Genomic DNA, 11,466 nt, shown 5'->3' with positions numbered 1-11,466 from the left:
CCGCGCGCTCGGCGCCGCCGCCGTGTTCACGAAGCCGCTCGACCCGTCGGCGATCATCGCCGCCCTCCACGGGGAGCTCCCCCCGGAGCCCGCGCCGCCGCCGCAGGAGCCCGCGGCGCGGCGCCGCGGGCCGGCCACGATCCTCCTCGTGGAGGACGACGCGGCGGCGCGCGCGGAGCTCCAGCAGATGCTCGTCCGGAAGGGCTACGAGGTGCGTCTGGCGCACGACGCCGCGTCGGGGGTGCGCGCCTTCGTGGAGCGCGCGCCCGACGTCGTGCTGCTCGACGTCGAGATGACGGGGCTCTCGGGTGTCGGCGTGCTCCCGACCATGGTCGCGCTCGCGCCGGACGTCAAGGTCATCATGGTCTGCGAGAGCGGAAACGTCGAGCTCGCCAAGCGGACCCTCGCGTTCGGCGCCTTTGACTACGTGACGAAGCCGGTCGATCCGGCGGTGCTCGGGCAGTCCATCGACTCGGCGGTCGCGATGCGCCGCGTCGACCTCAGCGAGTAGGCGCGCCCCGGGCTAGCGCCGCCCGGCGGCGGGATCGACGTAGAGCTCGATCTCGTGCCCGTCGGGATCGCGCACCGAGAACGACGTGGCCGTCTCGCCGAACGGCGTGAGGCCCCGCGACTCCACCCAGCGGCGCGCGCCCGCCAGCTTCTCGAGCGACCCTCCGACCTCGAACGCGATGTGGTAGAGGCCGGGCACGCCCTTGGGCTGCGGTCCCGGCCCTTCGGCGCGCGCGAGCTCGCACGAGACGTCGTGATGGTGGACGCCGGCGGAGAAGAAGAGGATGCGTCCGCCCTTGCCGGTACCCGTTTCCGCCAGGCCGAGCACGTCGTGATAGAAGCGGCGCGTGGCCGCGAGGTCGCGGACGAACAGCGAGACGTGGCCGAGCTCGCGGATCTCGAGCCGGGAGAATGCGTCCACCGCGACGAGTAGTGTACCATTGGCAGGTCATGGCTGACTCGACGGCCGTCACCACCTTTGCCGCGGGCGCGGCGCGGGTGCGGCCCCACACGAAGCTGATCGCGCTGCTGGCGCTCGGGCACCTCGTCATCGACTTGAACCAGGGCGCGCTCCCCGCGGTGCTCCCGTTTCTCCGGAAGGCGCACGGGCTGAGCTACGCTCAGGCGGCGACGATCGTGCTCGTCGGGAACCTGGCCTCGTCGCTCATCCAGCCGCTCTTCGGTTACTTCTCGGACCGGATCGCGCGGCGCTGGCTCCTGCCGGCGTCGGTGTTCCTCTCGGGCGCGGGCCTCGCGCTGATCGGCGTCGCGCCCGGCTACGGCGCGATCCTCGCGCTCGTGCTCGTGATGGGGTTCGCCGTCGCGTCGTGGCACCCGGAAGGCTACAAGACCGCGACGGGCGTGGCCGGCGACCGGAAGGCGACGGCGCTCTCGTGGTTCTCGCTCGGCGGCAACGCGGGCCTGGCGCTCGGCGCCCCGGTCGCCACGGCCCTCGTCACCGGCGTCGCGCTCTCGGGCACGCTGGCGATGCTCGTGCCGTCGCTGATCGTCGGCGGGCTGATCCTCGCGATGCTCCCGCGCATCAACAGCGCCGCCGCGCCGGTGCAGACGCCGGCGGCGATGGCACGCGGCGTGAACATGCCCAGGGCGATGGCGCTCCTGATCGCCCTCGTCGCCGTGCGCTCGTGGGCGACGCTCGGCTTCACGACGTTCGTGCCCTTCTACTACCTGGACTACCTCAAGGCGGACCCGCGGCTCGTCGGCACGGTGCTCTTCGTGTTCCTCGGCGCGGGCGCGCTCGGCACCGTGGCCGCGGGCCCGCTCGCCGACCGCGTCGGGCCGCGCTTCTTCATGCGGTGGGTGTTCCTCGCGGCGATCCCGTTCGGGCTCCTGTTCGTCCACACGAGCGGCGTCCTCGCGTTCGTCATGCTCGGTCTCTACGGCGCCGTGCTGACGTCGAGCTTCTCCGTGTCGGTCGTCCTCGGCCAGGCCTACCTGCCGCGCAACGCGGGGATGGCGTCGGGGCTCATCGTGGGCTTCGCCATCGGTGCCGGCGGCCTCGGTGTCACCGCGCTCGGCGCGGTCGCCGATCGCTGGGGCCTGCCGGCGGCGCTCACGCTCAGCGCGCTCATGCCGCTCGCCGGGTTCGTGACCGCGCGCTTCCTACCGCGCCCGCAAGACCGATGAACGATGGCAGCGCGTTCCAGGACGGTGAGCAGGTCCTGCTCATCGATCAGCGGGGCAAGCGCCACCTGATCTTCCTCCGGAAGTCGGAGACGTTCCACTCCGATCGCGGCTGGATCTCGCACGACGCGATCATCGGCCGGCCCGAGGGGACGTGGCTACGCTCATCGCTGGGGCTCCGCTATCTCGCGTTCAGACCCACGCTCGCCGAGTACGTGCTCGACATGCCGCGCGGCGCGCAGGTCATCTACCCCAAGGACCTCGCGATGATCCTCTTCTGGGCCGACGTCTACCCGGGCTGCCGCGTGATCGAGGCCGGCACGGGGTCGGGCGCGCTCACGCTGGCGCTGCTGCGCGCGGTCGGGCCCGAGGGGCGCGTCATCACGTACGAGCAGCGCGACGAGTTCGCGCGGCGGGCCGTGGCGAACATCCACATGCGCCTCGGCGACGTGACGAACCTCACGGTGCGGCTCCGCCCGGTCGAGGACGGGCTGCCGGAGGAGCCGCCGGCGGACCGCGTCCTCCTCGATCTGCCCGAGCCGTGGAAGCTCGTGAAGCTCATCGCCGAGGCGCTCCGTCCGGGCGGGATCTTCCTCTGCTACGTGCCGACGATCATCCAGTCCCACCAGATCGCCGAGGCGCTCCAGCACGACCGGCACTGGGCGCTCGTGGAGACGTTCGAGACCCTCTACCGGCCCTGGAACATCGAGGGCCAGTCCGTGCGGCCGTTCCACCGCATGGTCGCGCACACCGGGTTCATCACGGTCGCGCGCCGCGTGGTGCCGGAGGAGGGCGGGCCGGAGCCCGGCCTGCGCCGTCTCGATCCCGAGGAGTAGCGGGCGCCGATGATCAGCGCGATGCGCCGCTACCGGAAGGTCCTCCAGGTCGGTCTGCTCGTCGTGGTCGCGGCCTTCGTCGCCTCGCTCTTCATCTTCGGCTCCCGGGGCGTCGGCGGCGGGCCCACGCCGGACACGGTCGCCACGGTCAACGGCGAGTCGGTCTCGATCGAGCGCTTCCAGCACCGCTACCAGGCGTACGTGGAGGCCTACCGGCAGGTCTACCGCGACCGCTTCTCGTCGGAGCTCGCCGAGCAGCTCGGGCTCCCGCAGCAGGTCGTCAACGATCTCGTCCAGGAGGAGCTGATCGTGCAGCGCGCGCGGCGCGAGGGCCTCGAGGTCTCGGACGAGGAGCTCAACGAGCAGATCCATGCGGTGCGGGCCTTCCAGGAGAACGGTCGCTTCGCCCTGCGCCTGTACCAGGCGTTCCTGCGGGGGCGCGGCATGACCGCCGCGGCCTTCGAGGCCGAGGCGCGCCAGGAGCTGACGCGGCTCAAGGCGGAGAGCACGGTGCGGAGCGGCGTGAAGGCCACGCCGGCCGAGGTCGAGGAGGCGTACGCGTTCCGCCACGACCAGGCCCGCGCGGCGTGGGCGCTGGTCGAGCTGGGCCCGATCCTCTCGGCGACGACGGTGACCGACGCGGAGCTGCAAGCGTACCTGACGGCGCACTCCGCCGAGTTCCGCCAGCCGGAGCGGCGTCGTATCCAGTACGTCACGCTCGCGCAGAAGGACTTCGTCAAGCCCGTGGCCGAGGCCGACGTGCAGAAGTACTACACGGGGCACGCGAAGGAGTTCGAGGCGCCGCGCCAGGCACGCGTCGCGCACGTGCTCGCGCGTGTGGCCGAGACCGGTGGGAGCGAAGCGGAGGACAAGGCCCGCGCGAAGACCGCCGACGTGATCCGCCGCGCGAAGGCGGGTGAGGACTTCGCCAAGCTCGCGAAGGATCTGTCCGAGGACCCGGGCACGGCGCCCAAGGGCGGTGACCTCGGCCTCGTGAAGCAGGGCGAGATGGTCCCGGAGTTCGAGCGCGCGGTCTTCGCGCTCAAGAAGGGCGAGGTCTCGCCGCAGCCGGTGCGGACGCCGTTCGGTTACCACGCGATCAAGGTGTTCGACGTCAAGCCGGGCGGCCTCACGCCCCTCAAGGCCGTCGCGGCGCAGATTCGCGAAAAGCTCCAGGCGGAGGCGGCCGAGCGCGCCACGGCCGCGAAGGCCGCGGAGGTCCGCCCGAAGCTCCAGACCGCGAAGGACTGGGAGGCCGAGGCGAAGGCGCTCGGGCTCACGGTCGCCGCGTCCACGGTCGGCCGCGCCGAGCGGCTCCCGATGCTCGCCCGTCCCGATCCGCTCGAGGACGCGGTGTTCGCCCTCGCGCAGGGCGGCGTGTCCGCGCCCGTCCGGACGCCTGCGGGCCTCGTCATCGCGAAGTTCGTCGAGGCGATCCCGGCCGGCGTGCCGCCTCTCGCCGAGGTCCGCGACAAGGTCGCCGCGGCCGCGAAGCGCGAGAAGGCGGAGGCGGCCGTCCTCGAGCGCGCGCGCCGGCTCGCCGTCGACGCCAAAGCGGGTGACTTCGCCGCGGCGGCGAAGAAGGCGGGGGCCCAGACCGGCGAAACCCCGCGCTTCTCGCGCGCGAAGCCCGCGGACAAGCTGCCGGCGGACGCGATGCTCGCGGCGCTCGGGGTGCCGGCGGGCCAGATCACGGAGCCCGTGAAGGCCGCGCAGGGCTACTACGTGCTCAAGGTGCTCGAGCGCCCGGCGCCCGACATGAGCGGGCTCGAGGCCGAGCGCGCGGCGGTCGCGAAGCAAGTGGTCGCGCAGAAGCAGAGCCTTGCGTGGCAGTCGTGGATCGACGGCGCCCGCGCCGGGGCGAAGATCGACGTCTCGACCCGGATCCGTGCACCCCGGGGCTGAGGAGGGGACACATGGCGCGCCAACGAGCTGATCGAGGAGATCGACCCTTGAGCCTGTTGCTGTTGGTGCTGACGCTTGTGAGCCTGAGCGTGGTCCTCGCGCCCCGCCCCGCCGGCGCGGGCCTCCAGATCGTCGGCAAGGTCTTCGCGCTCCTCGTCGGGATCGACACGTATGGCGATGCCTCGCTCCCGCGTCTCCGAAGCGCCGTGTCCGACGCGCGGGCGGTGCGCGACCGCCTCCTACCGCTGATTCCGGGCACGCCGGGCAAGGTGACGCTGCTCGAGAACGCGCAGGCGACGCGCCGGGGGATCCTCATCGCGTTCGACGCGCTCGGCGAGGCCGGTCCCGACGACACCGTGCTCGTCTACTTCGCGTCGCACGGCACCGGCGAGCAGCTCGTCCCGTACGACGCCGAGACCGGCCACGTCGACGCGACGACGCTCGCGCTGGCGGACGTGCTGCGCCGGGTGAATGCGCTCAAGGCGGGCCGCGTCTTCGTCATCCTCGACACGCGGGCCGGATCGCCCGCGCCCTACGCGGCGGTGCCCCTCCGCCCCGGACGGTTCGTCCTCGCGGCGACCCTCTCTCTCGAGGACGAGAAGCTCGGCCAGGGGCTCCTCACGCACTTTTTCCTGAAGGGCGCCGAGGGCGCGGCGGCTGACCCGACCGGCGCGGTGGACGTTCTCGCCCTCGCTCGCTATGTCGCGGGGCAGATCACGACGGCCGGGACCGCCGGCGCCGAGGGCGAGAAGGTGGTCTTCGCGGCTGGCCTGCTCGAGGGCCCGGCCCCCGTCGTGGTTCGCCCGCCGGCGGGACCACGCCGCTAGACCGTCCGACCGCGCATGGTAAGTTATTGGGGCGATGGCGGTCCAGCGGACGCCGATGACGCGCCCCGGGTACGAGAAGCTCAAGGAGGAGCTCGACCGCTTGAAGCGCGTCGAGCGACCGGCCATCTCCAAGGCGATCGGCGAGGCGCGCGAGCACGGCGATCTCTCGGAGAACGCCGAGTACCACGCCGCGCGGGAGAAGCTCGGCTTCATCGAAGGCCGGATCGCGGCCCTCGAGACGAAGGTGGGCGCCGCAGAGGTCATCGAGCCGCCGACCGCGGGCGAGCGCGTCACCTTCGGCTCGACGGTCCTCCTCGAGGACGAGACCGGCAAAGAGGTGCGCTATCAGATCGTCGGCTCCGATGAGGCCGAGCCCGCCCGCGGCCGCATCTCGATCCTGGCGCCGCTGGCGCGCACGCTGATCGGCAAGAAGGTGGGCGACCGTGTGACCGCGCAGCTGCCGGGCGGGACGAAGACGTTCGAGATCCTCAAAGCCAACTTTCCATTGGAGTGACCCCGCGATGCCGCTTCCACTCGAGCACCTGACCGTCATCGACCTCACGCGCGCCCGCTCCGGCCCCACGGCCGTGCGCCGGCTCGCCGACATGGGCGCCAACGTCATCAAGGTGGAGGCGCGCGAGGAGATGGAGGGCGACTCCACCGCGCTGGGCTTCGACTACCTGAACCTCCACCGCAACAAGCGCGCGATGACGCTCGACCTGAAGCACCCGCGCGGCATCGAAATTCTGAAAAAGCTCGTCGCGAAGGCCGACGTCGTCGTCGAGAACTTCCGCCCCGACGTGAAGAGGCGTCTCGGCATCGACTACGAGACGCTCTCGAAGGTGAACCCGCGGCTCGTTTACGGCTCCATCTCGGGCTTCGGCCAGACGGGCCCGTACGCCGACCGGCCCGGCTACGACCAGATCGCCCAGGGGATGGGCGGGCTCATGTCCATCACCGGTCTGCCGGGGCAGGGGCCGGTGCGCGTCGGCATTCCCGTCGCAGACCTCACGGCCGGGATGTACCTCGCGGAGGGCATCCTCGTCGCGCTACTCGAGCGCGAGAAGTCGGGCAAGGGCCAGTGGGTGCACACCTCGCTGCTGCAGGCGATGGTGACGATGCTCGACTTCCAGGCTGCGCGCTGGCTGATCGACGGCGAGATCCCGCCCCAGGCGGGCAACGATCACCCGACCGGCATCCCCACCGGCGTCTTCACGACCGCCGACGGCCACATCAACATCGCCGCCTCGGGCCAGACGATGTACCGGCGCCTCTGCACCGCGCTCGGCGTGCCTGAGCTGGTGGACGACCCGCGCTTCAAGACGATCCACGACCGCTCGAAGAACCGCAAGCAGCTGAACGCCGAGCTGGACAAGATTCTCGTGAAGAAGACGGGCGCCGAGTGGATCGAGGCGCTCAACAAGGCGGGCGTGCCGTCCGGACCGATCTACAACGTGAAGCAGGTCTTCGAGGACCCGCAGATCCAGCACCTCGGCATGGCGCAGCCCGTGCGCCATCCGGAGCGCGGCGAGATCAAGGTGCAGGGGCTTCCGGCCACGCTCTCGCGCACGCCCGGCGCCATCCGCCGCCCGCCGCCGACGCACGGCCAGCACACCGACGAGATCTTGCGCGAGCTGGGCTACAGCGCGGAGGAGATCAAGGCGCTACGGAAGGACGGCGCGGTCTAGGCTCGATCGGTCACGCTCGCGTCGCGCTCACTCCGCCGCCGCGCGGAGACTCTCCTCACGGATCAGCGCCAGCACTTCGCGCTTGAGCTCGTTGAAGCGCGGGGAGGTCGTCACCTCGAGCAGGCGCGGGCGCGGAAGCTCGACGGCGATGCGCTTCTTGATGCGGCCCGGGCGCGCGGTCATCACCGACACGCTGTCCGCCAGGAGCAGCGCCTCCTCGATGTCGTGGGTGACGAAGAGCACGGTGTGGTGACGGCGCTCCCACACCGAGAGGAGGAGCTCCTGCATCACCAGCCGCGTCTGGGCGTCGAGGCTCCCGAACGGCTCGTCCATCAAGAGCACCTGGGGCTCCATCACGAGGACGCGCGCGATGCCCACGCGCTGCTTCATGCCGCCCGAGAGCTCCGCGGGGTAGTGGGAGCCGAACCCGCTGAGTCCGACCTGCTCGAGCAGCGCGTCCACCCTGGGGCCGTACACCTCGGCCGCCAGGCGCTGGGTCTTCGGGCCGAAGGTGATGTTGTCGAGCACGGTGTACCAGGGAAAGAGCGCGGGCTCCTGGAAGACGACGGCGCGGCTCGGATCGGGGCGCTCGACGCGCGCGCCGTTCACGAGCACCTCGCCGCGCGTGGGCCGGTCGAAGCCGGCGACGATGTTGAGCAGCGTCGACTTGCCGCAGCCAGACGGGCCGAGGATCGCGGCGAACTCGTTCGGCTCCACCGCGAAGTCGATCGCCTGCAGCGCTTCCACGCGCCGCCCCCGCTTGACGAACTCCTTCCAGACGCCGAGGAGCCGGACGGCGGCGCGCTCAGGCATGGGCCTCGAGCGTCCGCCAGCGCAGGAGGAGCCGCGAGGCGCCGTGGATGATCCGGTCGGAGACGAACCCCAGGATCCCGACGGAGAACATCGTCGCCACGCAGATGTCCATCCGCCCGACGTAGTAGGCGTCCCAGAGCACGTACCCGAGCCCCGACTTCACCGCGATCATCTCGGCGACGATCACGGCCGTCCACGCCACGCCCACCCCGAGCCGCAGCCCCGTGAAGATCGACGGCAGCGCCGAGGGGAGGACGACCTTGCGGAGAATCGTGACCTCGCCGGCACCCAGCATGCGGGCGGCGCGCAGCAGGAGCAGGTTGGTGTCCCGCACGCCGTGGGTCGTGTTCACCACGATCGGGTAGAAGGCGCCCAGCCCGATGAGAAAGAGCGCGCCCGCGTCGTAGATGCCGAAGACGGCGATCGAGAACGGGAGCCACGCGGTGATCGGCACAGGCCGGAGGAGCTGGATCGAGGGATCGACGAGCTTCGCGGCGAGCCGGTTCCAGCCGATCATGAGCCCGAGCGGGATGCCGACGAGCGCGGCGATCGCGAAGCCCTCGAGCACGCGCCGCGACGAGTAGAGGACGTTCGCGAGCCAGGTCCCCGAGTAGGGCGAGAGGCTCTTGCCGGGCGCGCCGACGATCCACGTCGACCAGGACCCGGCGACCTGCGCGGGCGCCGGGATGATCCCCGGCGCGACCCACTGCCGTGCCACGGCGACGTGCCAGAGGAGCAGCAGCGCCAGCGGGAGAAGTGCGAACCACGGGCCGCGTCGCGACACGCCCGACCGCTTACTGGTTCTGGCCCAGCTCCGCGGGCGACTTCCCGGTGGCCTTGCTCAGGAACTCGTACGTGTAGTGCTGCGCGATCTCGCCCGACACGTCGCGCGCGATGACGCCGTTGTCGGGGAGGAACTTGGAGATGCGCGTGATCGCGGCGAGCGGCAGGGTCGCGTCGAGCCTGGTGATGCGGATCGACTCGGCCGCCACCGCCTCGGGCAGCCCCGCTCGCTCGGCGTAGATCTTCGACCACCGCTGCGGATTCGCCTGCGCGAACTTGAGCACGTCCACGTAGGCGACCACGAGCCGCTGGACGGCGTCGTGGTTCTTCTCCATGAAGCCGCGGTTCACGGCCAGCACGGAGATCAGGCCGCCGACGGCCTTCGAGCGGTTGTGATCGAGCGTCGGGTACTGCGCGTAGCCGTCGAGGATGCCCTGGGCGCAGAACGGCTGCCAGACCACGGCGAGGTCGATCTCCTTGCCCTGGAGCGCCTTGAGGTAGTTGGCCCCGCCGCCGACGATGTTGGTGATCTTGAGGCCGCCGTAGTCGACGCCGTGCTCCTGGACCGAGGCGGCGAACTTGAGCCACGAGATCGATCCCGCGCCGATCCCGATCCGCTTCGCCCCGAGGTCCTTCCAGTCGCGGATGTCCTCGGTCTTGCGCACAACGAGGCAGTCGTTGCCCGAGCCGACGCCGGCGACGCCGACGAGCGACCTGGCACCCTGCCCGACGGCGAGCGAGATGTCCTGCGGGCCGAACGCGGTGATGTCGAGATCGCCCGAGGCGAGAGCGGTCCGCGCGTCGGCGAAGCGCTGGAACATCACGGTCTCGACCTGGACGTTGTACGCGGCCGCGTACTCGGGCAGCAGAAAGAGGGGCGAGAGCGCGGGCACGTTGAGCATGCCGAGCTTGGCCTTGACCGGCGCCGGCAGCGGCTTGCGGACGGCGTCGACCTGGGCCAGCGCGACGGACGCGGCGCACGCGAGGACGACGACGGTCAGGGCCAGGCGTTTCATGCGACGTGCTCCTTTCGGAGGCGTGCCGGGTGAGGGCCGGCTAGCGCAGCGCTTCGCGCAGCTCGCGCGTGAGGATTTCGACGGTCCCCCGCGTGCCGCCGGCGAGCTTCAGCTTCCACTCGCCCTCGGTCTCGAAGCGCCGATCGCGGAGGCGCTCGCCCCAGGGCTTGATCGCCTCGCGGATCGCGTTCAGGTCGAACGGGTCGCGGCGCAGCTCCTTCGCGCGCGCCATGACGTCGGGCGCGGCCCGGATGAACGCCCGGAGGGCGGCGCCCGTCTTGATCGAGTACTTCCGGCCGGCCCACGCGCTCGGGAACGTCGTCGAGAGCGCCTTCACGTAGTTCAGGAAGAAGCGCTTGGCGCCCTGGCGGATCTCCTGGATTCTGCCGCCGCTCCCGAGCTTCTCGACGGTCTCGAGGAAGTCCACGATCTCCTCGGCGAGCGGCGCCTGGCTCACGCGCCCGCGCCCGGTGCCGAGCATCTTGATCTCGCCGTGGAGCGGCGAGGTGTCGTCCTCGTTGAGCGAGCGGATCACGTCGTGGGCGAGGGCCTGGTTCGGGTCGGGGTAGAGCTTGCGGCCCGCGAGGCTGATGATGTGCGACGGGTTCAGCCGCGTGTGCTTGGCGTTGATCGTCACGAACAGCTCGACGATCTGGCGGGCGTCGAGCGCGTCGAAGAGGACCGCGGGCACGTCGATGCCGAAGGTCTCGCCCTGCTGGGAGAGCGCGTGCAGGGCGAGGAGGCGATGCTGGCCGTCGAGCACGCGCAGGACGCCGTGCTCCTCGGGGATCTGGAGCAGCCCGAGGTCGTGGTGGCCCGCGACCGGGGTGAAGGTGAAGCGCTTCTCCGAGGTGATGATCACCGCGCCCGGGATCGCCGGCAGGGTCGCCGCGTCCTTGCACTCGCGGTAGTAGGCCACGAGCTCGTCGATCTTCCGGCGGATGACGGGGCGCTGATAGGCGGCCTCGCTCTCGCCGATCCGCTTCTCGAGCATGTCCCAGTTCACGCGCGAGCGGGAGCTCATGCGGCTCTTCTTCTTGGGCTCGTCGTTCTGCGGCCCGCCCGTGTAACCGAGCACCTCGAACTTCACCAGCCGATCGATGTCCTTGGCGGAGAGGCCGGCCTGGTAGAACTCGACGCCGAACTGCTTTACACGCCGCGCGGGGACCGTAATCATGAGCGCCGCAGTCTACACCGTCCGCCAAACCCTTGTCAATAGAGGCGTTTTTGGCCTTTAACCACCGGAAGTTCCGTTAAGATGGCCCCGTGACCGGCCCCGCCCTCGCCCTGGTCGTCGCCGCCGCGGCGTTCCACGCGGCCTGGAACGCCCTGGCCAAACGGGCGCAGGATCAGCTCGTTTTCCTCTGGTCGTCGGTGGGCATCGCGTCGGTTGTCCTGGCGCCCGTCGGGCTCTTCCGCCTGCCGGCGGGCGGGCTGCCGGCGG

The 11,466-nt window shown here is 71.0% G+C and carries 12 protein-coding genes; 7 read left to right on the top strand and 5 right to left on the bottom strand.

Annotation, left to right across the window (positions count from 1 at the left end; all coding sequences use genetic code 11):
* The coding region (locus tag VKG64_00945) for a response regulator (GenBank protein HKB23590.1) at positions 1 to 511 on the top strand (511 nt) is incomplete at its 5' end.
* 12 nt (positions 512 to 523) lie between these two features.
* On the opposite strand, the gene VKG64_00940 is transcribed toward VKG64_00945, so the two are convergent.
* Positions 524 to 931: a VOC family protein gene (locus VKG64_00940; protein HKB23589.1), complete on the bottom strand. Its 408-nt coding sequence runs from the start codon at positions 929 to 931 to the stop codon at positions 524 to 526.
* Between the two features lie 29 nt (positions 932 to 960).
* Here VKG64_00940 and VKG64_00935 point away from each other — a divergent pair, with 29 nt between their 5' ends.
* The 6 genes from VKG64_00935 to VKG64_00910 are packed head-to-tail and all read left to right on the top strand — an operon-like array spanning position 961 to position 7,410.
* Positions 961 to 2,157, top strand: a complete 1,197-nt coding sequence (locus VKG64_00935) for an MFS transporter (protein ID HKB23588.1) — start codon at positions 961 to 963, stop codon at positions 2,155 to 2,157.
* Complete coding sequence (locus VKG64_00930; protein HKB23587.1) at positions 2,154 to 2,990, top strand: tRNA (adenine-N1)-methyltransferase; 837 nt, start codon at positions 2,154 to 2,156, stop codon at positions 2,988 to 2,990. The genes VKG64_00935 and VKG64_00930 overlap by 4 nt, the downstream gene beginning before the upstream one ends.
* Positions 2,991 to 2,999: 9 nt before the next feature.
* Positions 3,000 to 4,895 carry a SurA N-terminal domain-containing protein gene (locus VKG64_00925; GenBank protein HKB23586.1) on the top strand — a complete coding sequence of 632 codons (1,896 nt, stop codon included), beginning with the start codon at positions 3,000 to 3,002 and terminating at the stop codon, positions 4,893 to 4,895.
* A gap of 47 nt (positions 4,896 to 4,942) precedes the next feature.
* Positions 4,943 to 5,722 carry a caspase family protein gene (locus VKG64_00920; GenBank protein ID HKB23585.1) on the top strand — a complete coding sequence of 260 codons (780 nt, stop codon included), beginning with the start codon at positions 4,943 to 4,945 and terminating at the stop codon, positions 5,720 to 5,722.
* Positions 5,723 to 5,756: 34 nt separating this feature from the next.
* Complete coding sequence (gene greA / locus VKG64_00915) at positions 5,757 to 6,236, top strand: transcription elongation factor GreA (protein HKB23584.1); 480 nt, start codon at positions 5,757 to 5,759, stop codon at positions 6,234 to 6,236.
* Between the two features lie 7 nt (positions 6,237 to 6,243).
* The gene (locus tag VKG64_00910; GenBank protein ID HKB23583.1) at positions 6,244 to 7,410 is read left to right on the top strand and encodes a CoA transferase; all 1,167 of its coding nucleotides are present in this window, start codon (positions 6,244 to 6,246) and stop codon (positions 7,408 to 7,410) included.
* 27 nt (positions 7,411 to 7,437) lie between these two features.
* On the opposite strand, the gene VKG64_00905 is transcribed toward VKG64_00910, so the two are convergent.
* The 4 genes from VKG64_00905 to VKG64_00890 are packed head-to-tail and all read right to left on the bottom strand — an operon-like array spanning position 7,438 to position 11,199.
* The gene (locus VKG64_00905; GenBank protein ID HKB23582.1) at positions 7,438 to 8,223 is read right to left on the bottom strand and encodes an ABC transporter ATP-binding protein; all 786 of its coding nucleotides are present in this window, start codon (positions 8,221 to 8,223) and stop codon (positions 7,438 to 7,440) included.
* Entirely contained in the window at positions 8,216 to 9,007 is a 792-nt protein-coding gene (locus VKG64_00900; GenBank protein HKB23581.1) for an ABC transporter permease, read from the bottom strand. Before VKG64_00900 ends, VKG64_00905 begins: the two co-directional genes overlap by 8 nt.
* Positions 9,008 to 9,017: 10 nt before the next feature.
* Entirely contained in the window at positions 9,018 to 10,022 is a 1,005-nt protein-coding gene (locus VKG64_00895) for an ABC transporter substrate-binding protein (GenBank protein ID HKB23580.1), read from the bottom strand.
* Positions 10,023 to 10,062: 40 nt separating this feature from the next.
* On the bottom strand, positions 10,063 to 11,199 hold the full coding sequence (locus VKG64_00890) for a DGQHR domain-containing protein (GenBank protein HKB23579.1): 1,137 nt from the start codon (positions 11,197 to 11,199) through the stop codon (positions 10,063 to 10,065).
* Between the last annotated feature and the right edge of the window lie 267 nt (positions 11,200 to 11,466).

The organism is Candidatus Methylomirabilota bacterium (genome assembly GCA_035260325.1).
Taxonomy (GTDB): domain Bacteria; phylum Methylomirabilota; class Methylomirabilia; order Rokubacteriales; family CSP1-6; genus AR19.
Note: the sequence above shows the minus strand (reverse complement) of the source record. Positions and strands in the feature narration are given on the sequence as shown.